A 22,605-nucleotide genomic window follows, 5' to 3' on the forward strand; every position below is an offset into this window, starting at 1 on the left:
GTGTTGAGAGTGGAGCAGACCTTAATCGAGCGAGGCGCCGGAGTCTTTCACGACGCTCTCCCATACCGGAAGCTCGCGCTGATAGAGCGCCGCGAATTCCGCCGGCCCCGCGTAGTTCACGTTAAAGCCCAGTTCGCTGATACGCTTCTTGACCTCCGGACGATTGGCAGCCAGCTGGAACTCGTCCGCCAGGCGCTGGACGATCTCCTTGGGCGTGCCGGCAGGCGCGGCAATCGCGGACCAGCCGACCGTCTTGAACAGCTTTTCATCGAAGCCCTGCTCCGCCAGCGTCGGCACATTGGGCAAGCTCGGAAGCCGGCTGGTGCCGGTCACGCCGATCGCCTTTACCTTGTTGGTGAGGAGAAAGACGCTGGCCTGCAACGCAGTGGCGAAGCCGAGTTGCACATTGCCGGCGGCAAGATCCTGCACCATCGGCACTTCGCCACGATAGGAGGCATGCACCATCTGCGCGCCGGTCACTTCGTTGAGCTTGCTGCCGCTCAGATGGCCGACGGTTCCGACACCCCAGGAGCCATAGGACAGCTTGCCCTGATTCGCCTTCAGGTAGGCGCGCAACTCCCTGGCGTCCTTGACGGGTACCTTCTGGTTCACCAACAGCACAAGCGGAGAGTCGGCGATCTTCGCCACCAGAACAAGGTCGCGCCGCGGGTTGTACGGAAGATTCTTGTACAGGAACTGATTGACCAGCAATTGCGAACTCTGGGAGACGGACAGCGTATAGCCATCCGGAGCGGCCTTCGCTACGGCATCCACGCCGACGATGCCGGCCGCGCCCGTCCGGTTGTCCACGATGACCGGCTGGCCCAGGCGCGAGGACATGCCATGCGCCAGCTCCCGCGCCATCGAATCCAGCGCGCCGCCCGCCGAGAACGGCGCAACGAGCCGGATGGGCTTGCTGGGATACTTCTCGGCAGCGGCCAGCAGGGGCGTGGCAAGGAGTCCAAAGACTGCGACGCCCAGGCCGCCGATGCATAACTTCCTGATCATTTCCTGTCTCCATCGTGTATTTCGGAAAAGTGGGTGTGCGGCCGGGCCGGTTGCAACGATGCGAGCACCGATTCCCGAAGCGCCTTCTTCTGCAATTTCCCCGTCGGCAGACGCGGGAAGTCCAGGACGAAGGAGAACGACTTCGGCATCCGGACCGGACCTAGCGTCTCCCGGCAGATCGCCCTGAGTTCGGCGGAGAGCGTCTCAGGCGCAGCAGGCGAGCGCTCGACGTGGACCACCGCATGGACGGACTCGCCGAACTCCTCATCGGGAACGCCAAAGACCGCTGCATCCAGGACACGCTTGTCTGAGAGCAGGGCTGCCTCGATCTCCTGGGGATAGATGTTCACGCCGCCCGAGATGATGGTGAAATCCCGGCGATCCGACAGGTACAGGTAGCCCTCTTCGTCGAGATGCCCGATGTCTCCGTAGGTCCACCACCCTTGCTTGCTGCGGCTGGACGTGGTCTTGTCGGCGTCGTTCCAGTAGGCGAAGCTGGAGCGGTTCTCGAAGAACACCGTCCCTGTCGTGCCAGCCGGCACTTCGTCGTCGTCGAGGTCCAGAATATGAATGACCCCGTCCGTCGCCCTGCCGACGGAGCCCTTGTGTTCCAGCCATTCATGCGAACTGATGGAGCAGGCGCCGATGCCTTCCGTTCCCGAGTAATACTCCTCGAGGATCGGCCCCCACCACGCGATCATCGCCGTCTTGACGTCCACCTGGCATGGCGCGGCGCCGTGACGCGCGACGCGATGACTGGACAGGTCAAAGCGGCTGCGCGCGTCGGCATCCAGCCTCAGCAGGCGATGGAACATCGTGGGCACCCATACGCTGTGCGTAACGCGGAATGTCTCGATCGCGTGCAGAGCGGCAAGCGGGTCGAAACGCTCCATCACGACCGCGGTGCCGCCCAGCGCCAGCGTCGCCGATACGGCCCGGTGCGGCGCCGCATGATAGAGCGGCGACGTGCAGAGATGAACCATGGAGGCGTCGGCGCCCGGCCGCCGCGCGAATGGCACGTCGCGCGGATCCATCGCGTCGAAGGGAATCGGCGGAATCGGCTTGCGCACGCCTTTCGGCCGTCCCGTCGATCCGGACGAATACATCATCTCCCTGCCGCGCGCGGGATCGGCGATGGGCGCGACGGGACTATCCCGCAGCGCATCCTCCAGCCGCAGGAAGCCCGGGATGTCGCCGCCCAGTGCGAGGCAGGGAATGGCGTCGAAGTCGGACGCGGCCAGGCTTTCGCTGCCGACGGCAGTCACCGAGACCACCACCATGCGCGCGTCGCAATCCCGCGCAATGTAGCGAAGGTCCGCCGCGCTCAACCTGGTCGATGCCGGGGTAAAGATGACGCCAGCCCGCTGGCAACCCCACGCGAGGTAGAGGAATTCCGGGCAGTTGTCCACGGCGAAGAGCACGGCGTCGCCATTCCTGATGCCTGCCTGGCGCAGGAGATTGGCGACGCGATTGGACCCCTCATCCAGTTCCAGATAGCCAAGCTCACGCCCACCGGGAATGAACACGGCGGCAAGCTTGCCCGGCGTCGTCCGCGCGAAGTGCGATGGGTGCGACATGACAACTCCGTCACCAGGCCTCGATCCACGGACGCAGTTCGAGCTCGTGCGTCCACGCATCCTTCGGTTGCTGGTGCAGCATCCAGTAGGTATCTGCGATGTGGTCGGGATTGACGATGCCTTCCTGCTCCTTCAGCGCATAGCGTTCCGGGAACGACTCGCGAATGAACTCGGTGTCGATGGCACCGTCGATGATCAGGTGCGCAACGTGAACGCCCTTGGGACCGAGCTCCTTGGCCATCGACTGTGCCAGTGCACGCAATGCGTGCTTCGCGCCGCTGAACGCGGCATAGCCCGCCCTGCCTCGCAGGCTGGCCGTCGCACCGGTGAAGAAGATCGAACCGCGCTTCCTCGGCAGCATCACGCGGGCCGTCTCGCGCCCCATGAGGAACCCGCCGAAGCACGCCATCTCCCACACCTTGTGGTAGACGCGTGCGGTCGTTTCCAGGATGTCGAAACGCACGTTGGCGCCGATGTTGAACACCGCGACTTCGATCGGCGCGATCCTGGATTCGATTTCCTGGATGAGCGCAACCATCTGTGCTTCGTCGCGCGCGTCCGAGCCGAAGGCATGGGCTACCCCGCCCTCTGCCTCGATCTGTGCGACCAGCGGCGCCAGCTTGTCCGCGTTGCGCCGTGTCACGCACGCGATATATCCCTCACGCGCAAATCGTCGTGCGATCGCGCCACCGGTTGCGTCGCCAGCGCCGATGACAAGCACGGCCTTTTTCTCGTTCATGAATTGCTTCCCTAGTAGTCGTGTCCGACGGTGCCGGCAGTTAGCCGGCCTTGACCCGATCGATTTCCTCTTCGACCTCTCGCAGCCGATCCTTGCCGAAGAAGATCTCGTCATTGACGAAGAACGTGGGCGAACCGAAGGCGCCACGCTCGAATGCCCGCTGGGTGTTGGCCAGGAGCACTTCCTTGACGTCCGCGTCCTGGATCCTTGCCAGCGTCCTGGCGCCATTCAGTCCTGCCTGGTCCAGCGCCTCCCGAATAACGTCGGGGTCGTCCATCTTCTTTCCCTGTTCCCACATGGCGACGAAAACCGCTTCCACATAGGCGTCGAAGTTGCCGTCCAGCTGGGCGGCCACAGCGCCGCGCATGATCTGGATCGTGTTGACGGGAAAGTGCGGGTTGTAACGGTAGGCCGTGATCCCGTGGCGCTTCACGAAGCGCTCGGTCTCGAGCTGGGCGTATTCCTGCTTGTTCCTGATGCCCGCGAACGCTTCGGACGGCGCGCGATTGCCAGTGAGGCGAAACAGCCCGCCAAGGAGAATGGGGATGTACTCGAAGCGGGCGCCCGTACGGTCTTCGATCGCCGGAATGACGCGATGGCTGAGGTAGGCGTTGGGACTACCGAAATCGAATAGGAAATGGGCACGCAATGCGGCCATGGCTTGTCTCCTGGATCAATGTGCCTGGCTTTCGACACCGATGCGCAGATGCGCGGATGTTCGCCAGATCGGCCTGCTCCGGCATGGCGCCGCCATCTCTGCTGACGCCGTCCGGGAATGAATGGATCCTATACTACCACCGTTAAGATCGCAAGCGAGTCGCGGTGCGCACTGCTCGTATCCACAGGCCCCGTGCATCTTCCGCGACTTGCCTGGCAATGCGGTATTTCCGCGCCAATCGCGTCGAAACTCTGCTGCCATTGTCCGCTGACGTCCCGCAGATTTTTATATTACCATCGTTAACATTGATGCCATATCCAACCATGTCTGAAGGATGAACCCGCATGCCCGCCTATGAAGCCCCCCTGGCCGAGTTCCGCTTCCTGCTGCAGGAAGTTCTCGCCTACGAAAAGCGCCTTGCCGTGCTGCCCGGCTGCGAAGACGCAACCATGGACCTGGTCCTCCCGATCCTGGAAAGCGCCGGTGTGTTCGCGCGCGATGTGCTGTTGCCGATCAACGGTACGGGCGATGACGAAGGCTGCACGCGCCAGGACGGCACGGTGCGCACCCCTTCCGGCTATGCGCGGGCGTACGCCGTCTATCGGGATRCCGGCTGGACGACGCTGGCGGCGGATCCGGCCTACGGTGGGCAGGGACTGCCCGTCACGCTGGCAACCATGGTGCGGGAAATCGTCGGTGCCGGCTCGATGGCGTTCGGCATGTATGCGGGCTTGTCGCAGGGGGCGTACCGCGCACTGCTGGCCCACGGCACGGACGAACTGCGCGAGCAACTCCTGCCCATGCTGGTGAGCGGACGCTGGACGGGAACCATGTGCCTCACCGAGGCAGGCAGCGGCTCCGACCTCTCCAGGCTACAGACTCGTGCCGCCCCTGTCGGCGACGGCACCTACCGTATCAACGGCAGCAAGATCTTCATTTCCGGTGGCGATCACGACCTCGCGGAGAACATCCTGCACCTCGTGCTTGCCCKGCTGCCGGACGCCCCGGCAGGCACCCGGGGAATCAGCCTGTTTCTTGTCCCCAAGACGCTCCCCCGCCGGGACGGGACGCCGCTGCCGGCATTGAGCGACAACCATGTGTCATGCACAGCCATCGAGCACAAGATGGGCATCCGTGCATCGGCCACGGCAGCACTGGCGTTCGATGATTCGCTGGGCTGGCTGGTAGGCGAGCCCAACGGCGGCCTGATGGCGATGTTCACGATGATGAACTCCTCGCGCATCGGCGTGGCCGTACAGAGCATCGGCGCGGCGGAACTGTCTCTCCAGAATGCCCGGGCCTATGCCCTGGACCGCCGCCAGGGCTACGCCCCGGGCTCCGGACGCACTGCGAACGACGGGCCGGACCTCATCGTCCGTCATCCCGACGTCCGCAAGAACCTGTTGACGATGAAGGCACTGACCGAAGGCGCTCGCGCGCTATACCTCGACGCGGCCATTGATCTGGACGTCCGCAATCGCCATCCCGACCCTGTCGAGCGCACGCGCGCCGAGAACCGGCTCGCGCTTCTGACCCCGGTGATCAAGAGCTTCCTCAGCGACAGCGCGGTGGAGGTCACCCGGCTTGGCATCACCATCTTCGGCGGGCATGGCTACATCCATGAAAATGGCATGGAACAGCTCTTGCGCGACGCGCAGATCGTCCCGCTCTATGAGGGGGCGAATGGCATCCAGGCGCTCGATCTGGTGCACCGCAAGCTGTCGCTGGCCGATGGCAGCGTGGTTGCGGACTGGCTGGAAGCGGCCAGCGCCCTGGCCCGTGGCCACGCGGACGAGCCCGAGCTGGCAACGCTGTGCGAGGCCCTCGACATGGCAACCAGCCACCTGCGGGACGCGACGCTGCTCATGCAACAGCGCGCGCGTGACGACGCGCGGGCCGCCGCGGGCGCGGCAAGCCACTATCTGCAGATGTTCGGCCTCGTCGCGCTCGGTGTGGCATGGTTGCGAATGGCTGCCGCGGCGCTCGCGCCCGACGGCGATGAATCTCCCGCCTTTTACGCCGGCAAGCTCAAGACGGCGCGATTCTATGGCGAGTACATGCTCGTGCAGACTGGCGCGCTGGGGCAAGCCATTCACGCGGACGTGTCAGTGCTGATGAACCACGCACTGGAAGAACTGTAGTTTGCCGAAGAGGTTCCGGCTGCCGTCGCGCAATGCGCCCCGGCAGCCGGGCGCCGGGATCAGTAGATCTCGAACAGCCCCGCGGCGCCCATGCCGCCGGCGATGCACATCGTTACGACGGCATACTTCACGCCACGACGCTTCCCCTCGATCAGCACGTGGCCGGCCAGCCGCGCGCCGGTCATGCCAAAGGGATGGCCGATGGAAATGGCGCCCCCATTGACGTTCAGCAGCTCATCGGGGATGCCCAGTTTGTCGCGGCAGTAGATCGACTGCGAAGCAAACGCTTCGTTGAGCTCCCACAGGCCGATATCCGCGATCTTGAGGCCGTGTCGTTTCAGGAGCTTCGGCACCGCGTAGACCGGCCCGATACCCATCTCGTCCGGCTCCAGCCCGGCCACCGCCATGCCCCGGAAAGCACCCAGCGGCGCAATGCCGGCGCGCGCGGCTTCTCCCGCCTCCATCATCACGCAGGCCGAAGCGCCGTCGGAGAGCTGCGAGGAATTGCCGGCCGTAATGAAATGCTCCTTGCCGCGGACCGGTTCGAGCTTTGCCAGGGCTTCGTAAGTGGTGCCCGGACGGTTGCAGTTGTCCGCGTCCGCCGTCACCTCGCGGTGCGTGACGGTACCGGTTTCCTTGTCGGTTACCGCCATGACCGTCGTGCACGGCACGATTTCGTCCAGGTACCGGCCTGCGGCCTGCGCCGCCGCCGTGCGCCGCTGGCTTTCGAGCGAAAACATGTCCTGCGCTTCCCGGCTGATGCCATAGCGTTTCGCAACGACATCCGCCGTTTCGATCATCGACATGTACAGGTCCGGCTTGTGCTCGGCAATCCAGCGATCCACGCCGTTTTCGCCGTCCTCGCGCGTGCGGATACGCGAAATGCTCTCCGCCCCGCCCGCGATCATCGCCGGAACACCTTCGCTCACGATGCGGCCCGCGGCAATGCTGATGGCATTCAGGCCCGAGGCGCAGAACCGGTTGATGGTCGAGCCGGCAATGCTGACAGGCAGCCCCGCACGGATCACAGTCTGCCGTGCCAGGTTACGGCCCGTGGTGCCTTCCGGGTAGCCGCATCCCAGGATCATGTCCTCGATCATCTCCGGATCGATGCCGGCACGGTCCACCGCCGCACGCACTGCGAACGAAGCCAGCGTGGGGCCATCGGTGATATTGAATGCGCCGCGCTGCGACTTGACGAGCGGCGTACGTGCTGTGGAGACGAAGACAGCTTCACGGGTCATGGCATGGGACCTTTAAAAGGGAGGTTGAGTTAAGTTGAGTCGAGTTGAGTCGAGGACGGCATCATCGATCCGACAGGCGACAGACAGAATCATCCTTGCCGTATCTTACCGTTGTTAATATACTCGAAAACACGGAACGGAACCGAAGGAGATGCGAATGGAACAGTCAGTCGGCGCGCTGAGCAAGGGCGAGATCTACAAGCTTCTGAATTGCATGATCGTTCCCCGACCGATCGCCTGGGTCACGACACGCTCGGAGGAAGGCCTGGTCAACCTCGCACCTTTCAGCACCTTCAACATCATCTGCTACAACCCGCCGCTGCTCGGCATCAACATGGCGTTCAAGGACGATGGGTCGCGCAAGGACTCCGCACGCAACGTGATCGCCAACGGCGAACTGGTGGTGCACATCGCCGACGACACTCAGGTCGACGCGCTCCACGCCAGCGCCTTCCCGCACCCATCGGACATCAGCGAAACGACCCTGCTCGGCCTGCCGCTTCTCCCCAGCGTGGACATCTCGGTGCCTCGCCTGCGCGACGCACCGCTCGCGCTCGAGTGCAGGCTGTCGCAAACCATCCGGTTCGGCCCCACCTCGGACTTCATCGTCGCCGCGCCGGTGCGCATCCACGCACGCGACGGCCTCATCCAGCAGAACAAGATCGATAGCAGGGAGCTTCGTCCGCTGTCCCGGCTGGCTGGCCCGGTCTATGGAACCATCGGCCCCGTGATCGTCCGGAATCCGGCTGGCTGAATGGCGCGGYGCACTGCCGCGCCCCACCTTTCACGCCTTCGGTTCGCGCGGCGGCCCGCGGTCCACGGGGCAGTTGCCCAACGCCGCGCTTATATTAACACCCAAAAGATTAAGGAGTATTGGCGTGAGCGTTCATCACGGCGCATCGGCGGCCGCGACCTGGGATCAGGAATTGCAGCGCTGCCGCTCGTCGTTCTAGTCCGGTTTCCCGGCAGCCTGCGCCAGCATCTCGTCGCCGGTCGGAGAGCTCCCGCGGGATTTCAGCGCCTCGGCAGCCCCTCGAATATCCCGCGTTTCCCTGTTCTGACTGAGCTTGCTTTTCCCCACAAGGCGCGTGATCTCGATCTGCACACCGACGATCGCCTTGAGCATGGCCTCCAGGTAATCTCTCGGCGCATCTCCCATCTTCCATGGCTTCGGTTGCGATGCCTCGTGCGTGCGCGTCAGGCGACCGACCACACCACGCAGGTAGCGCTCATCGTCGAGAATCGTGATGCGTCCGTGCGCGTGGACGACCATGTAGTTCCAGGTCGGCACCCGCTCGTGAGACTCGTGCTTGCCCGGATACCAGTTTGGCGAGATATAGGCGTCGCCCGCATGAAAGACCGCAAGCACCTCATCGCCGTTTGCAACGCTCTGCCATACCGGATTGGCCCGCGCTACATGCGCACGCAGTGTCCCCAGTTCGCCCTCCCCTGTTACGAGCTCGAACGGAATATGGTTGGCGTCGAGTCCGCCGTCGCCATGCGTGATCAGCGTGCCAAATGGATGCTGGGTGATGCGAGCGTGTAGCACTTCCTTGCGTGTCTCGGCGAAATGGGCGGGAACGTACATGTGGATGTCTCCAGAAGGGGCGTGAACGGGGTGACCGGCTGCAGACCGCGACCGTTCCCAGTCTGCTCGAATAGTGGTTTATTCTTAAGATCCAGTTTGGTGGATTTTTTGTGAACCAGAATCATGGCAAGAACTGCACGAGTCGCGGAAATGCCCTCATTCGGCGTGCTTGACCGCACGGCGGGCAATCTGAGCCGCCAGGTGGCGGAGGCGTTACGAGAAGCCGTGCGCAGGGGCGATATCAGGGCGGGCGATGCGTTGCCTTCCACGCGCTCGCTCGCGGATTCGCTTCGGGTTGCGCGGGGCACGGTGATCGAGGCCTACGAGCAGTTGGTCGCCGAGGGCTTTCTCGAATCAAAAGCTGGCGCGGGGACCAGCGTCGCGCATGGCGTGGCCGAGCAGCAGCCTGCCCGCGAAGCCCGCGCGGTTTCCAGCCTCACGGTCGAGCCAGATATGCCTGCGCGCGCGCGCCCATTCGCGCAGATCGCGCAGGAGTTCCGGGCGCTGGCACCGGCTCCGTTCGCCATCTCGGTGCCGATCGGCTTGACCGCGCCCGCCGACATATGGCGCCGCCTTGGCAACCGGCTGCGCGCAAGAGGCCCGGGTGCGCCCACCGGATATGCCGATCCTCTTGGCGCGCTACCGCTACGCGAAGCAATTGCCGGCTACGTCCGCAAGTCACGCTCGGTGCGTTGTGAAGCGGACCAGGTCATCGTGACGAGCGGAACCCAGCAGGGACTGTTTCTCGCAAGCCAGGTCCTGCTGGGGCCGCATGACCAGGCCTGGGTGGAGAACCCCGCATACCGCGGCGTAACGGCAATATTCGAAAGCATGGGCCGTCGTGAAGACATGGTCCGGGTGCCGGTTGACGCCGAAGGTCTCGATGTCGAAGCTGGCATGCGCATGGCGCCACGCGCACGCGTGGCATTTGTCACGCCTTCGCATCAGTATCCGCTTGGCATGCCCCTGAGCATGGCCCGGCGCACCGCCTTGCTGGCGTGGGCAAGCGCCAGCAAGGCCTGGGTGATCGAGGACGACTATGACAGCGAACTGCGGTATCAAGGCTATCCGTTCCCCGCGCTTCAGGGACTGGACCCAGACCGCGTGGTCTATCTGGGCACCTTCAGCAAGATTCTGTTTCCATCATTGCGGTTGGGCTATGCGATCGTCCCGCATAGCCTGGTGGATGCCTTCTGCGGTGCGCGTGTGCTCATCGACCGTCACCCACCCACCGCGGATCAACATGTGCTGGCCGCCTTCATGGCAGAGGGCCATCTGGATCGTCACATTCGCAAGGTTCGCAACGCGTATGCAGAGTATCGACTTCGGTTGATCGAGACACTCGAAACGCTACTCCCCCATGATCTCGCGTGGATCGAACCCGGCGATCAAGGCATGCACCTGGTACTTTGGCTTGCCAGTGGCATGGACGACCGCGCGGTGGCGCAACGGAGTGCCCAGGAGGGTGTCGTCGTCCGCGCAGTGTCGCCGATGTTCGCATCCGGGACCGGGCGCCCCGGCCTGATCCTTGGATTTGGTGGCTTCAGCATTTCGCAGATGAAGACAGCTGCTCAACGACTTGCCGCGGTCATTGTCGAAATGCCGAGATGAAAATCGTGAACGTGGCTTCTCTCGCAGGAAACGTCGCCGCAGCGGTAGTCACGCCGTGTCGTGGGGCTTTCCAAGGCAGCGCTTTCCCTTTACGTCATTTTGATGCGTTCACTGTGCCCTGATACGGCAACTTGATTTCCTTCCCTCTACCATTCAGTCACCGATCTGTTCCTTGGTAGTGAATATCCGGTTCTGGAGGTCTATGACGACACAGATTCAGGTTGTCCCGTATCGGGATGGCTGGGATGTGATCCATGAAGGCGCACGTTACGCCGACTCGCATCACGCAGATCGCGAGGCAGCCATCATGGCCGGGACGGTACTAGCCCGGGCCGAGGGCGCGACGCTGGTGACATATGATCGCGCCGCCCGGGAGTGTGCGCGGGTTGATTACGCCACACGGACAGTGGGAGTACCTGCATGACTTCATTGTCGCCCGAGCGACGACCTTTGCGCGAGCAGGCGGATGCACGCCACCCCCTGCCGTCGGTGCGTGCCGTGACGATGCACATCGTCGTCGATGTCCAGCACGCAGTGCCACTGCGCCAGGCCCTGACAAGAGACTGCATCGGGCAGTCCTGGACGATCAGCCTTTCCTTGCTGCCCGGGGRCTCGCGGATGCGCCTTTCCCTGACCCTGCCGCGGGTGGTCATCCCCGATGCCTTGCGGCGCATTCGCGACGTGGCACCGGGCGCTGAATTCAGTCACGCGGTGGAAATCCCGGAATCGCCGTCTGGTGCATGGATGGACCTGGTTCATGGGGCGCGTCCAAGGCAATGGCCCGGCGCTGACGATCTGCGACCTCGATCGCTCGGCGAAATGCTACGTGAAGCGCATGTGGCACTTGACCTGCACGCGTCTGACCAGTCTGAATTGTTTCGTCAGATCGGTGCGCTCGCCGCGCACCGTTTCGGCCTCGACGCAGAGGCTGTGACGGCGGGCCTGGCGGAACGGGAAGCGCTTGGCTCCACGGGGCTTGGTCAGGGTATCGCCGTCCCACACGGCCGCGTCCGAGGTCTTGCGCAAGCATTGGCATGCTACGTACGTACCCGGGAACCGATCGCGTTTCATGCGCCAGACGGCCGTGGCGTTGACAATCTGGTCTTCATCCTCTCGCCGGAATGGGATAACAACGCTCACCTGCACTTGCTGGCTAGCGTCGCACAGTACTTCTGCGACGCACGCTTCCGCGCGCTACTGAGAGACTGCCCTGACGCGGCTTCCGTCTGCCGGCTTTTTGGCAGCTACCGCTTCTGATATCTCGCCCTTGCGTGGCGGGCGAGAAAAGATACAGGCCGTTGATTCTCCACACCTCAGCTTCTTCGTGGCATTTATGCCAATCTCGATATCGTCTCTGTCCTGATGCTGCTTTTTCCAGCGCGCATCCGTTCGGAGATCATTTATGTTTGAAATTGGCAAGGAATACACCCGCGAACTTATCCATACGGTCTGTGGCGGTAGCAAGCAAGCATTTCTTCCTACAAAGAATGGCAAGGTAGTGGCCGTATGTCTGCGACAGGACCTCAATCCTCACGCCCCGGAGGCCATTCTTTGCAGCAGTGGCGCGGCGGCTCGCGCTGCCGGCAGGACGCTGGCAACGCAGCCGGAAGCCATCCCGGTATTTGTCAGGCGGGAGACCGACAAGTACCGTTATCTCGGCCACTTCACCGCGGCGGAGTCGCTGACGTCGCCACTGGCATGCGCGCCGTATGTCGTCAACAGTGGCTTTACGCTTGGGCAGATTTCCCGCGTCATCAAGCTAAAACCAGTGACCACCAAGAAATGAGGCACTTATGCCGAGGCAACAGACGGGGGCGGCAGCCCCCCATGAACGCGACGGCTGCACGCATGGCTTCCGGTATTACATCGCCGTGTCAGCCTGTCTTGTTGCAATCGGCATGCTCTACGTTCTTTGACCGGCGATCTCGTCGATCGTGTACTCGCCGAGCGTCTCGCGCATGCTGCCTTAGCCTCGAAAATTCATGAACACATCGTTGAGGGCGTCGCGAGACGACCAGGGTTCGATCGGCTCGAACGAGTGGGCGTCGCCAAACCAGACGTATAACAAGGACGGGGGGGTGGACCGTTCCCCACGCGATGAAAAGTATTGGGCATATCGACTCCGATGCGAATGGCATGCAGCGAAGTGCCCACCCTTGTCGACCCGGTTGTAGCGGATGAGCTTCGGATAGGCCCGCTCCGTCCGGCTGCGCGGCGCCGCATGGCTTTCGTCTGGGAATACGCTCGGCCACCGGAATCTCGAGGCTCTTGACGTCGAAGAACGCCAGCTTGCTTGCGGTGGGCGTTCAGCCCCTGTGGCGCAGCGCTCAGGCGACCCGCGTCATGGGATCGTTGGCCTGCGCAGGGAGCTGGTCGATGGTAGTCATCCCGGGCGTGACCGGTTCCGTGTCGAGCGGACCGGAACCCGTCAGCGCCGGCGCGTCGACCCGATGCACGTCGTGCGTCACGAAGCCGACATCGTGGCTCGGAATCGCCAGGCACTCGGGATGGGCGAGCGTGTCACGGATGTCGTCCAGCCCGCTCGTCCAGTGCTCGCCCATCGTGTCGGCGCTGAACTCAAAGTCCTTGTAGTGGCCCTCGAAGAACTTGTTCCGATAGATCAGGTGCACGACGTTGACGGCGCTGCCATCGGCAATGCGCTGCGCCTCGCGCATCAGCGGATGCGTATCGCGAACGGACTTTGGCACATGCTCCAGCAATGCCTTGATCAGCCGCGCATGCTTCTGGCGGCCTTCCATGAACGCGGTAATGGCGCGCGTCCGGCTTGAGTACTGGATATCCTTGGTCCGCTCGGACACGTCGAGGAAGTTGCCCGGCAGCGCCCCGCTCGCGCTCCACAGGTCCACCTGGAAGATGAGCGTGTCCTTGTGCTGGGATTCGCGCACGATCTCGGTAAGCGGGGTGTTGGAGACGAGTCCGCCGTCCCAGTAGAACTCACCATCGATCTCGACGGCCGGGAAACCCGGCGGCAACGCGCCCGATGCCATGAAGTGCTCCGGCTCGAGGCGCATTTTCGTATTGTCGAAGTACACGAGGTTGCCGGTCCGTACATTGACGGCGCCCACGGAGACGCGCATTTCGCCATCGTTGATGCGATCGAAATCGGCGTATTTCAGCAGCGTCGCGCGCAATGCGCTGGTGTCATAGAAGCTCACCTGGCTCGGCCCGTCGCCATGGCCGCCGAAGCCATGGAGCGGTGAACGCGGCAGGAAGAAGCCCTGCTGGCCTTCCATCAGCGCGCGGCCGGCGGCCCACATGCTTGACCACTTGCGCGCGATGTCCGGGAAGCCGAATGTCGCGGGCAGCCAGGCTCCGGCCTTGCCAATGGCATCGGGCGGAAGGCTGATGGTCTGCCAGAATCCGCGTAGCGCTTCCACGCGATCCTCGCGGGCATTGCCGGCAATGATCGCCGTGTTCAAGGCGCCGATGGAAATGCCTGACACCCAGGTGGGATGGATGCCCGCCTGGGCCAGGCCGTCATAGACGCCAGCCTGATAGGAGCCAAGCGCGCCGCCGCCCTGAAGGACGAGGCCGACCTCGTCATAGGGCGGCAGCGCCAGCGGTTCGGCGGGATGAGACGTGTTGCGTTGACTGCGGCGCACTGGGTTCCTCCTCTTATTGCATGAACCAGCCATGGCTGACGACGATCGACTGGCCTGTCAGCGCGGCCGATTCGAAGCCGGCCAGGAACGACACCGTGCGGGCCACATCGGCCACAGTCGTGAACTCGCCATCGACCGTTTCCTTGAGCATGACATTGCTGACCACTTCGGCTTCGGAAATGCCCAGCGCCCTGGCTTGCTCGGGAATCTGCTTGTCGACCAGCGGCGTGCGGACAAAGCCGGGACAGACGACGTTGGCGCGAACCCCGCGCGGACCGCCTTCCTTGGCCACGACGCGCCAGGCCGAGAAGCCCGTGCTTGGCCGTGACGTAGGCCGACTTGAGCTTCGAGGCCTCGTGCGAGTGAACCGAACCCATGTAGATGATCGCCCCGCCCTTGCCCGACGCGTACATGTGCCGGATCGCCGCACGGGTGGTCAGGAACGCGCCGTCGAGATGGATGGCCAGCATCTTCTTCCAGTCCGCGAAGGCATAGTCCTCGATCGGATTGACGATCTGGACACCCGCGTTCGAGACCAGTACGTCCAGGCCGCCCAGCGTTGCCACGGTTTCATCGATGCCAGCATTGACGACGTCTTCGCTTGTGACATCCATCGCCACGGCAATCGCCTTGCCGCCGCCGGCGACGATCGACTCGGCCACCTGCCGTGCGGCCTGGATATTCAGGTCGGCGATGACGACTGTCGCGCCATCATTCGCCAACTGGCGCGCGCATTGCTCGCCGATACCACTGGCTGCGCCGGTAACAAGCGCGACTTTTCCTTGCAAAGACATGGTTGCTCCTTGTGCGGTGGGTTATTGGTTGACGACCAGCTTCGGCGCCTCGGCCGGCGCGAGGTAGTCGTAGGCGACTTCGCCGATATCGAGGGTGAGGTCGGCAATGAGATGCTTCGCGCCCACCACTCGGCGAACCGGCAGGTCGGCAACGGATGCCAGCGCATGCGCATGCAGCTCGAGCGCGCCGGGGCCTTGCCATGCGCCGTGCACCGTCACGTCGCGCAGGTGGAAGCGAACCAGTTCGCAGATGCGCGCCGAACCGTCGACGTGCGGGATGACCTTCAGCAGGTAGTTGGGGGTATCGGCGAGCGCCTTTTGCTCCGATGCCGGATCGAGTGGGCGGAACTTGAAGCCCATGGTGCCGGTGGCAACGCGCTGCGAGCCATAGTCGAGCGTCCCGAGCAACGTGTCGTGTCCGTCGATCGACAGGCGCGGCGAGCCCAGCTTCTTGGGAAACCCCCAGATCTCGCGGCCTCCGGCGATGGGGCCCTCGTCATCGAGATACATGGCGTGTGTGTAGCTGCCCTTGCGCCCCTGCGCGTCGACGACGGGGATTGCCTGGCCGCTTTCGGTGTAATTGCCGAAGCCGGACGAGTCCGGCATGCGGATGAACTCATAGTTCACCAGATTGCCGTCGGGCATCAGCGGTTCGGGCACCACCGCACGTAGCGCGTCCGGGTCGGTCTCATAGGAGACGATGAAGTACTCGCGCTGCAGGAAGCGGAATGGCGGACGCGGATATGACGGGTTGTGCACCGGCATGGCGAAGGCGTTGCGGCGGATATCTTCAATTTTCACTGTGCGTTCCCTTGTGCGATGAGAACCCTCCGATCGCCCAACGCGCCCTTCGGGGACGAGCGAAGCCAGCGTGTGAAAACACGCACATGGCCCGGACGACGCGTCGCGGATGGATTGGCCGGCCTGCCGGCCGGACATGGGCAGGTAGAGGTGGCGGACAACTGCCACGCAGTGGACGCATCCTAGGGTTTTTCCGGACGCAGTAACACCATAGCAACGGCAAATGTATGTTTCGTCCTTTGGAAGGAACGAACAGAGAGTCCAGGGGTCGTTGCTGTCGCCGCGCCGAAATGCACAACGGCGCATTGCAGCATGTGCCGAGATCGGCCTCGTTCTTCGCAGCGCCCAAACGGCGCTCCCGATTCTGGCAGCGCCGAATTGCTTATCAGACGCTTCGACTGCCCTTACGCGCCGTCAGTGTGCGGAGCGCGGGCTCCGTCACGGATCGGTTCGTGCCACTGTGGTAGCACGCTTGTGCCATCGAAAGATTGTATCCATGACAATAATTTGATTGTCATGCATGCGCAGACTACGATGAGCCCGACTACTCAGCCGATACCCTGGCGCCCAGGCAAACCGCTCCGTTCGCGTGACCGGTCCAAGCGCTCAGCATCCTGCTCTGGGCGTTGGGCGGAGTCGCAATGGAACTCGTGTCTGCAATGCATTGGTACCTCATACAAGCCACCGCACAGGCCGTGGGTGGCGGCGCTCTTCTGCATGGCCGCTCTGCCCGCTATTCGGGCGAAGGGAGATGGTCAACATGGAACTGAGCGCCACCACCATCCTCGTCACGTTCGCGGGTGACTTCCTGATCTGCTTCATGAAAGGCGCGTTCGGTGGCGGTTTTGCCATCGTCGGCATTCCACTGCTATCGCTCGTGATGGACCCGGTGACAGCGGGCGGCCTGCTTGCGCCCCTGTTCATCGCGATGGATCTGTATAGCCTGCGCTACTGGAAGCCATCCACGTGGTCCAAGGCCGACCTCCTTTTGCTTTTGCCCGGACTGGTGGTCGGCATCGGTATCGGCTACGTGCTGTTTCGCGTGCTGGATCACCGCGCTATCGCCATCGTGATGGCAGCGGTCACGCTGACTTTCGTCGGCCTGTGGTTTATGCGCGGCGGAGAAGTCGTGGTGCGGCCGCGCTCATCGCCCAAGGCCATAGGAGCCGGCTTCACGTCGGGCATTACCACCATGGTCGCGCACTCCGGCGGGCCGCCGCTGGCGATGTACCTGTTGCCGCTTGGCCTTAGCAAGCAGGTCTATGCCGGGACGACCAGTCTGTTCTTCACGGTAGGGAACATCATCAAGGCGGCGCCATGGCTGGCGCTGGCCAGGCCGGCGGGCGCCGTCTGGACTTTGATGGCGATTTGCCTCCTCGCCGTTCCCTCTGGCGTCTGGCTGGGCTGGCGCCTGCATGCCAAGCTGGACCAGCAGCAGATGTACAAGGCCTGCTACGGCTTGCTGGTGGTCACGGCCGTGAAGCTGCTGTGGGATGGCGCGTCGGGTTATCTGCACTGAAGGTGGGGAAGGGGTGCGAAGGAAGGCATGCGCTGGCGCTCGACAGCAGGCCCCCCCGAACGCGCTGGTGCGCACAGCGGCCGCATGAATGTCGAACCAAGGGGTGTCGCGGCGTGGTGCTCCCATCGACGCCCGCTTGTCCCATTCTTCATTCCGTCTACTGGCAGGTAGCGAGTCTGCACGCGAGCCAGATATCCAAAATGGCTGCCCTTCTGGACGGATCACCATCTGCGAAATAGCGGTTCATCGCCGATTTCAGGGGAAGGCTCGCCCGGATCAGGGAACATTCGGTTGAATCCTGACTTCATAGCCGGCTGTCGCCCTGGAAAATAGAAAGGTCTTTGCTTACGCTACTTTTCGCCACTCCAGAAGCCGGCGGCGAAGCACGCTTCGAAAGTCGGGTGTGAGCTTGCGGGAAGCACCAAAGTCTCTGCATTTTTCCGAGAACCTTGGCGACGTAATCGCCAACAGCACGGGAAGCGCCTGTCACGACGGCATTTCGCCGCGCAATCGTTCAAGTCTTTGCCGAAAGTTGCCGCCACGACCTCGCTGTCGACGCGCGGATCCAGCGGAGTCCGTCGCTAGCCCCATTCCCCTTGCCCGAAGGCCGCCAGTTCGGCCAGCGCAGCCTCCACGGTGGACGCGGTGTACACGGGCTTGCGATCCGCGACGACTGCCCGGCGCTCCTTCCAGCCGGCGTGCTCCAGGCTGATCAGATGCACGATGCAGGTCATGACATGCTCCTTGCCGACTTGTTATGCCCTAAACACAACATTTCTGACAGGCCTCATATTCCCGCACGGAATCAAATATCGAAGCGAATTCTCGGTATTCAGCAGAACAATATCAACAGGACGCCCCCCCATAGCGCTCTCCAGAGAGCCGCATTCTGCCCCGAAGACAAAGACATCAAGGAGACATCGTGAACCAGGTTGCACAAGTTCTGACGGCAATAGTAGTTGGAGTCATTGGACTGTCGGGTAATGCACAGGCGAAGGAGTATCCGGGCGATCGGCCCATAACGGTGGTTGTTCCGTTTGCGGCCGGCGGTCCTACCGACAAGGTCGCGCGTGAAGTATCGGTCGTGATGTCCAAGTACTTGAAGACCTCGATGGTTGTCGAGAATCTCGGCGGTGCCGGTGGCACGATTGGCGCGAGGAAGGTGGCTCAATCGCCAGCCGACGGCTACACCGTTCTTGTCTACCACATCGGCATGGCCACCGCTCCGGCGCTGTACCGAAAGCTCGGCTTTGATCCGCTCAGGGACTTCGAGATGTTGGGTGAAATTGCCGACGTACCGATGGTCTTGGTTGGCACCAGGAACTTACCTCCGGCAAACCTCAAGGATCTACTCGGGTACATCAATGCCAACGCAGCCAACCTTTCACTCGCCAACGCGGGAGTTGGATCGGCGTCTCATCTCTGCGGTCTTCTCCTCCAGGACTCCATTCATACGACCCTCACAACTGTCCCATACAAGGGCTCCGCGCCGGCGTTGAGCGACCTCATGGGCGGCCAGGTCAGCCTGATGTGCGACCAAACCACCAGCCTCGCAGGCCTGCTCCAAGCGAACTCCCTTAAGCCTTACGCAGCTATGCAGAGTCGTCGTGTCGAGGCTTTCAAGAACATTCCAACTTCGGCCGAGCAAGGCCTGATCATGGACGTGAGGAACTGGCACGGAATGTATGCTCCGAAGGGGACGCCCAAGCCAGTTATCGACAAGCTCGTGTCTGCGCTTCAGAGCGCCGTCTCCGACCCCGACTTTCGCGCCAGGATGAACGCTCTCGGTGCAGAAGCGGTTAGCGCGCGTCGCGCCTCTCCGGAATCCTTGCGAGCCGTCCTGACATCAGAAATTGGCAAATGGGGACCGGTGATCAAGAAGGCAGGGATATACGCGGACTGAAGAAAACGCTTTCCCCATCGAGCCGGAACCGACCAAGGAGGCCAAATGCTATACGAACTCGCAACACTCAACTTCAATCTCCAGGACACCCAAGCGGTCATCCGCGGTGCAGAAGCCTATGTCAATGCCGCTTGCGTGGCTGGGCGCCTACTCGGCGCATGGACTACCGATGTAGGCGCTCTTGGTCGAATGCTTATCCTGCGCGAGTTCGAATCCGCCGAGATGCTCGCCGCCGAACGCGAGAGAACGCTGTTCCATCCGGGCCCATTCAGCCTGTCTGCAAGCGGAGAAAGCGAGCGCGCCGTCATCACTTCCTTCGAGACGGATAGCTACAAGGCACTGCCTTTCCTCCCACCGATAACGCCGGGCACCTATGGTTCGATCTATGAGATCCGCACCTACCGCCTCAAGCCGGGCGGGTTGCCTCCGACGATAACAGCCTGGGAGGCTGCAGTACCCGATCGCGTCAAGCTCTCTGCGCTGGTGATCAATATGTACGCATTGGACGGCGCTCCTCGCATCACGCATATCTGGCCCTATGCCAATGCCAGTGAGCGCTTTGAAATCCGCGCCGAAGCAGCTCGCGCGAAGATCTGGCCGCCAAAGGGAGCGCCGGCTCACCTCATCGACGCCAACTCACTTCTTTGCGTCCCTGCACCATTCTCGCCGCTTGCATAGCTGCACACGCGCGGCAGACTCCGGGATGAGGGACGACGCGTCCGGCGCCCGCAGAACGATGACGAACCGCTAGTGCCTGAGCGGCGATAGCTTGAGTCGTCGCCAGGGCCCTATTCCGCATCGGAATCGATTCGGGCCACAGATTCCGCAACCCGTCGCCAAAATATCAGCAAGACGCTTGCACAAACCGAGAAGCGTGAAGGATGCCATGAACTTCAATCATCACATTTCAGGCCAATACAGCGACGACCACTCCACGTCGATAAAACGGTCTCCCACACAATCGCCGCGAGATGATGTCGGAGCCTTCGTGCCAGGCAAGGCTGTCGAATGGCAGCCAACAGGCTCCGGACACCTTGACGGGCTCACTTGCGGCATCAAGGACGTCTTCGATATCGCCGGGTGTCCCACCGGTTACGGCAATCCGCAATGGGAGGAGACGCATGCGTTGCCTGCCGCAGACGCCTTCGCCGTGTCGAAGCTTCGTGAGAATGGTGCCCGCATTGTCGGGAAGACCGTGACCGATGAGCTTGCCTTCAGCCTGGCCGGCAACAACTTTCACTATGGGTCTCCGATAAACACCGCCGCGCCTGACCGGCTCACCGGAGGATCCTCCTGCGGATCCGCAGCAGCCGTTGCAGCCGGCTTGTGCGATATCGGCCTGGGTACCGACACGGCCGGCTCGATTCGTGCACCAGCGAGCTTTTGCGGTGTCTTTGGCATCAGGACGACACATGGCGTGATTCCCTCCGATGGCGTGCGTGCTCTCGCGCCTTCGTTTGACGCTGTCGGCTGGTTGACACGCGATGCCCGGACACTTGCTGCGGCAGGACGCGCTCTGCTCCCTGACGCGATGCGGCCGGAAGCGTTCACGGGCTGGATGTCATTCGACGGCGCCTGGTCGGTCCTGCCCGAAGCAACCCAGCGAGCGGCAGCATCCGTATTGAGCACATGGCATCCGTGCCTGGAAGACCGTCGCTCCCTTCACACGGCAATCCCTGAGCTCGACGAGTTCGTCAACGCCTTCCGTACGGTGCAGTTCTATGAAGTCTGGAAGGAACTCGGTCCTTGGGTTGCGCGAGCGCAACCCGCGCTTGGGCCGGACATCGCCGAAAGAATCATGCTGGCGAGCAAGGTAACGCGAGATGAGTATCTCGCGGCAAGCGTGGTACGCGACCGCATCCGTGCACAGTTCCATGCCACACTGGAGCAAGGACAAGTGATCGTCATGCCCACGGTTTCCGGCCCCGCCCCCTTGCGCGCCTCGACAGTGGCCGAGCTCAACAGCCAGAGGCTTTCGGATCTGCGCTTCCTCAGTATCGCCCCGCTGGTGGGATTGCCACAGATTTCCCTGCCACTACTTACCGCCAACGGTGCCCCACTTGGCCTGTCCATCATCGGTGCGGCTGGGTCAGACAAGTCCCTTCTGGCTCTTGTCGAGAAGCTCGAAGCACAGAGCTTGCTGACCCGGCCGACCCGGCCGACCTGAGCGACATGCTTCCTCGCGCCAGTGACACCCGCGGGGAAAAGCCGCTTGAACGCAGCAGGTGGCAGGCCTTCCCGCCCACCCGAGCAAGACCGGCCGCCGAGGACGAGGCCAACCCAGGAGAAACGCTCATGACCAACCTTGTCGATACTGAATTTCCAGCCCCGATTCCCCACGGGGGAGATCTTCGCGCGGTCGTTCGCCGTTACGGCATTCCGCGTGAAAAATGGATAGATCTGTCGACCGGTATCAATCCCGTCGGCTACCCGGTGCCGCCCATCGATGCAGACGCGTGGCTGCGCTTGCCCGACGATCACGACGACCTCGAAGAGGTAGCGGCACAACACTACCGCGCGACACGTGCATTGGTGATGCCCGGGTCCCAGGCGGCGATCCGCATGCTACCCAAGATTCTGCCAAAGGGGCGTATCGGGGTCGGTTACCTCGCGTACGGGGAGTATGAACGGGCGTTCTCGGCTGACGGGTTTCCTCTCGAGTACTTTGTGACAGCGGAGGTCTCCGACGTGCGCGATCGCGCGGGCTTTCTTCTCGAACCTGGCCGCACCCTCCCCGCGGATCTGCAATATCTGGTGGTCGTCAACCCGAACAACCCCGGGGCCGAGCTCTTCACGCCCGACGCGCTGCTCGCGTGGCACAGCGAGCTTGCCGCACGCGGTGGCGCACTGATCGTCGACGAGGCGTTTATCGATGCAACGCCCGAATTCAGCGTAGCCTCGCACGCGAACGTCGACAGCCTGATCGTGCTGCGCTCCGTCGGCAAGTTCTTTGGCCTGGCAGGCGCCCGAGTGGGCACCGTCATCACTGGCGAGCGCGTCCATCGTGCCATGGAGTACCTGCGCGGACAGTGGACGATTTCCGGACCCGCCCGTGTCGTCACACGAGCAGCACTCCTGGATGGCGCCTGGCATAGACAAGCGTGTTCCCGTCTCACCGAGAGCAGCGCACGCTTCGTAAAGTTGCTGGGTGAGTACGGCCTCGACGCCTCCCGCACCCACACGCCGCTTTTTGCGTGGACACGTACGCCGGCTGCGGAAGTCTGGCAGGATTGCCTGGCACGCCACGGCATTTGGACACGACGCTTCGAAAACGTGCCGGGATTGCGCATGTCCCTGCCGCCTGATGAGCACGCATGGATGCGCATCGAGCAAGCGTTGCGTGATGCGCGCCACATCGTAGGCGGCAAGTAAAGCCACGACAGCGAAACGGCCCGAGCT

At 62.8% G+C, this 22,605-nt stretch carries 19 protein-coding genes and 3 pseudogenes; 11 read left to right on the plus strand and 11 right to left on the minus strand.

All coding sequences use genetic code 11. The features are described from left to right. Positions 1–21: 21 nt before the first annotated feature. The 4 genes from AC1DK4_RS13630 to AC1DK4_RS13645 are packed head-to-tail and all read right to left on the minus strand — an operon-like array spanning position 22 to position 3,982. On the minus strand, positions 22–1,008 hold the full coding sequence (locus AC1DK4_RS13630; protein WP_441619521.1) for a Bug family tripartite tricarboxylate transporter substrate binding protein: 987 nt from the start codon (positions 1,006–1,008) through the stop codon (positions 22–24). Beyond that, positions 1,005–2,585 (minus strand): AMP-binding protein, encoded by a 1,581-nt coding sequence (locus AC1DK4_RS13635; protein WP_441619522.1) that lies wholly within the window; start codon positions 2,583–2,585, stop codon positions 1,005–1,007. Before AC1DK4_RS13635 ends, AC1DK4_RS13630 begins: the two co-directional genes overlap by 4 nt. Positions 2,586–2,595: 10 nt before the next feature. After that, entirely contained in the window at positions 2,596–3,324 is a 729-nt protein-coding gene (locus tag AC1DK4_RS13640; protein WP_441619524.1) for an SDR family oxidoreductase, read from the minus strand. Between the two features lie 40 nt (positions 3,325–3,364). Continuing rightward, complete coding sequence (locus AC1DK4_RS13645) at positions 3,365–3,982, minus strand: 2-hydroxychromene-2-carboxylate isomerase (RefSeq protein ID WP_441619526.1); 618 nt, start codon at positions 3,980–3,982, stop codon at positions 3,365–3,367. Between the two features lie 344 nt (positions 3,983–4,326). Between AC1DK4_RS13645 and AC1DK4_RS13650 the strand changes: the two genes are divergently transcribed. Further along, positions 4,327–6,123 (plus strand): acyl-CoA dehydrogenase C-terminal domain-containing protein, encoded by a 1,797-nt coding sequence (locus tag AC1DK4_RS13650; RefSeq protein ID WP_477131586.1) that lies wholly within the window; start codon positions 4,327–4,329, stop codon positions 6,121–6,123. A gap of 59 nt (positions 6,124–6,182) precedes the next feature. Here the strand turns inward: AC1DK4_RS13650 and AC1DK4_RS13655 are convergent, their stop codons facing one another. Continuing rightward, a complete protein-coding gene (locus AC1DK4_RS13655) occupies positions 6,183–7,367 on the minus strand; it encodes an acetyl-CoA C-acyltransferase (protein ID WP_441619528.1) in 1,185 nt (394 codons plus the stop codon). 157 nt (positions 7,368–7,524) lie between these two features. Here AC1DK4_RS13655 and AC1DK4_RS13660 point away from each other — a divergent pair, with 157 nt between their 5' ends. Beyond that, the gene (locus AC1DK4_RS13660; protein ID WP_441619530.1) at positions 7,525–8,121 is read left to right on the plus strand and encodes a flavin reductase family protein; all 597 of its coding nucleotides are present in this window, start codon (positions 7,525–7,527) and stop codon (positions 8,119–8,121) included. Positions 8,122–8,316: 195 nt separating this feature from the next. On the opposite strand, the gene AC1DK4_RS13665 is transcribed toward AC1DK4_RS13660, so the two are convergent. Next, positions 8,317–8,955, minus strand: a complete 639-nt coding sequence (locus AC1DK4_RS13665) for an FMN-binding negative transcriptional regulator (protein WP_441619532.1) — start codon at positions 8,953–8,955, stop codon at positions 8,317–8,319. Between the two features lie 123 nt (positions 8,956–9,078). On the opposite strand from AC1DK4_RS13665, the gene pdxR reads away from it, so the two are divergent. The 4 genes from pdxR (at position 9,079) to AC1DK4_RS13685 (ending at position 12,352) form a co-directional block, all read left to right on the plus strand. After that, on the plus strand, positions 9,079–10,566 hold the full coding sequence (gene pdxR / locus AC1DK4_RS13670) for a MocR-like pyridoxine biosynthesis transcription factor PdxR (protein WP_441619534.1): 1,488 nt from the start codon (positions 9,079–9,081) through the stop codon (positions 10,564–10,566). A gap of 202 nt (positions 10,567–10,768) precedes the next feature. Further along, positions 10,769–10,990 (plus strand): DUF2188 domain-containing protein, encoded by a 222-nt coding sequence (locus AC1DK4_RS13675; RefSeq protein WP_441619536.1) that lies wholly within the window; start codon positions 10,769–10,771, stop codon positions 10,988–10,990. Beyond that, positions 10,987–11,823, plus strand: coding sequence for a PTS sugar transporter subunit IIA (locus AC1DK4_RS13680; RefSeq protein ID WP_477131587.1), 837 nt, complete (start codon positions 10,987–10,989; stop codon positions 11,821–11,823). The genes AC1DK4_RS13675 and AC1DK4_RS13680 overlap by 4 nt, the downstream gene beginning before the upstream one ends. A gap of 145 nt (positions 11,824–11,968) precedes the next feature. Beyond that, a complete protein-coding gene (locus AC1DK4_RS13685; protein WP_441619540.1) occupies positions 11,969–12,352 on the plus strand; it encodes a DUF6697 family protein in 384 nt (127 codons plus the stop codon). Positions 12,353–12,703: 351 nt separating this feature from the next. On the opposite strand, the pseudogene AC1DK4_RS13690 reads toward AC1DK4_RS13685, so the two are convergent. From AC1DK4_RS13690 to AC1DK4_RS13705, 4 genes and pseudogenes are all read right to left on the minus strand, one after another. After that, positions 12,704–12,860 (minus strand): annotated as a pseudogene (locus AC1DK4_RS13690) (epoxide hydrolase); the annotation flags it as partial. A 33-nt stretch (positions 12,861–12,893) separates the two neighbouring features. Next, positions 12,894–14,189 (minus strand): DUF3734 domain-containing protein, encoded by a 1,296-nt coding sequence (locus AC1DK4_RS13695; protein WP_441619542.1) that lies wholly within the window; start codon positions 14,187–14,189, stop codon positions 12,894–12,896. Between the two features lie 13 nt (positions 14,190–14,202). Beyond that, positions 14,203–14,983 (minus strand): annotated as a pseudogene (locus tag AC1DK4_RS13700) (3-hydroxybutyrate dehydrogenase). Between the two features lie 21 nt (positions 14,984–15,004). Further along, entirely contained in the window at positions 15,005–15,784 is a 780-nt protein-coding gene (locus AC1DK4_RS13705) for an acetoacetate decarboxylase (protein WP_441619544.1), read from the minus strand. A gap of 760 nt (positions 15,785–16,544) precedes the next feature. Here AC1DK4_RS13705 and AC1DK4_RS13710 point away from each other — a divergent pair. After that, positions 16,545–17,303, plus strand: a complete 759-nt coding sequence (locus tag AC1DK4_RS13710) for a sulfite exporter TauE/SafE family protein (RefSeq protein WP_441619546.1) — start codon at positions 16,545–16,547, stop codon at positions 17,301–17,303. Positions 17,304–17,887: 584 nt separating this feature from the next. On the opposite strand, the pseudogene AC1DK4_RS13715 reads toward AC1DK4_RS13710, so the two are convergent. After that, positions 17,888–18,040, minus strand: a pseudogene (locus AC1DK4_RS13715) (IS256 family transposase); the annotation flags it as partial. Positions 18,041–18,246: 206 nt separating this feature from the next. Here AC1DK4_RS13715 and AC1DK4_RS13720 point away from each other — a divergent pair. The 4 genes from AC1DK4_RS13720 (at position 18,247) to cobD (ending at position 22,578) form a co-directional block, all read left to right on the plus strand. Further along, positions 18,247–19,206, plus strand: coding sequence for a tripartite tricarboxylate transporter substrate-binding protein (locus tag AC1DK4_RS13720; RefSeq protein ID WP_441619655.1), 960 nt, complete (start codon positions 18,247–18,249; stop codon positions 19,204–19,206). Positions 19,207–19,251: 45 nt separating this feature from the next. After that, positions 19,252–19,884 carry an NIPSNAP family protein gene (locus AC1DK4_RS13725; protein WP_441619547.1) on the plus strand — a complete coding sequence of 211 codons (633 nt, stop codon included), beginning with the start codon at positions 19,252–19,254 and terminating at the stop codon, positions 19,882–19,884. 208 nt (positions 19,885–20,092) lie between these two features. Next, on the plus strand, positions 20,093–21,373 hold the full coding sequence (locus AC1DK4_RS13730; protein ID WP_441649737.1) for an amidase: 1,281 nt from the start codon (positions 20,093–20,095) through the stop codon (positions 21,371–21,373). A gap of 128 nt (positions 21,374–21,501) precedes the next feature. Further along, complete coding sequence (cobD, locus tag AC1DK4_RS13735; RefSeq protein ID WP_441619551.1) at positions 21,502–22,578, plus strand: threonine-phosphate decarboxylase CobD; 1,077 nt, start codon at positions 21,502–21,504, stop codon at positions 22,576–22,578. Positions 22,579–22,605: the final 27 nt, after the last annotated feature.

Source organism: Cupriavidus sp. 05N38 (assembly GCF_056397345.1).

Excerpts from the sequence above, each read along its gene's own strand:
- AC1DK4_RS13675 (WP_441619536.1), top strand. The coding sequence starts at position 10,769 with ATGACGACACAGATTCAGGTTGTCCCGTATCGGGATGGCTGGGATGTG.
- AC1DK4_RS13660 (WP_441619530.1), top strand. The coding sequence starts at position 7,525 with ATGGAACAGTCAGTCGGCGCGCTGAGCAAGGGCGAGATCTACAAGCTT.
- AC1DK4_RS13730 (WP_441649737.1), top strand. The coding sequence starts at position 20,093 with ATGAACTTCAATCATCACATTTCAGGCCAATACAGCGACGACCACTCC.
- cobD (WP_441619551.1), top strand. The coding sequence starts at position 21,502 with ATGACCAACCTTGTCGATACTGAATTTCCAGCCCCGATTCCCCACGGG.
- AC1DK4_RS13665 (WP_441619532.1), bottom strand. The coding sequence starts at position 8,955 with ATGTACGTTCCCGCCCATTTCGCCGAGACACGCAAGGAAGTGCTACAC.
- AC1DK4_RS13635 (WP_441619522.1), bottom strand. The coding sequence starts at position 2,585 with ATGTCGCACCCATCGCACTTCGCGCGGACGACGCCGGGCAAGCTTGCC.
- AC1DK4_RS13725 (WP_441619547.1), top strand. The coding sequence starts at position 19,252 with ATGCTATACGAACTCGCAACACTCAACTTCAATCTCCAGGACACCCAA.
- AC1DK4_RS13685 (WP_441619540.1), top strand. The coding sequence starts at position 11,969 with ATGTTTGAAATTGGCAAGGAATACACCCGCGAACTTATCCATACGGTC.
- AC1DK4_RS13645 (WP_441619526.1), bottom strand. The coding sequence starts at position 3,982 with ATGGCCGCATTGCGTGCCCATTTCCTATTCGATTTCGGTAGTCCCAAC.
- AC1DK4_RS13710 (WP_441619546.1), top strand. The coding sequence starts at position 16,545 with ATGGAACTGAGCGCCACCACCATCCTCGTCACGTTCGCGGGTGACTTC.
- AC1DK4_RS13640 (WP_441619524.1), bottom strand. The coding sequence starts at position 3,324 with ATGAACGAGAAAAAGGCCGTGCTTGTCATCGGCGCTGGCGACGCAACC.
- pdxR (WP_441619534.1), top strand. The coding sequence starts at position 9,079 with ATGGCAAGAACTGCACGAGTCGCGGAAATGCCCTCATTCGGCGTGCTT.
- AC1DK4_RS13630 (WP_441619521.1), bottom strand. The coding sequence starts at position 1,008 with ATGATCAGGAAGTTATGCATCGGCGGCCTGGGCGTCGCAGTCTTTGGA.
- AC1DK4_RS13655 (WP_441619528.1), bottom strand. The coding sequence starts at position 7,367 with ATGACCCGTGAAGCTGTCTTCGTCTCCACAGCACGTACGCCGCTCGTC.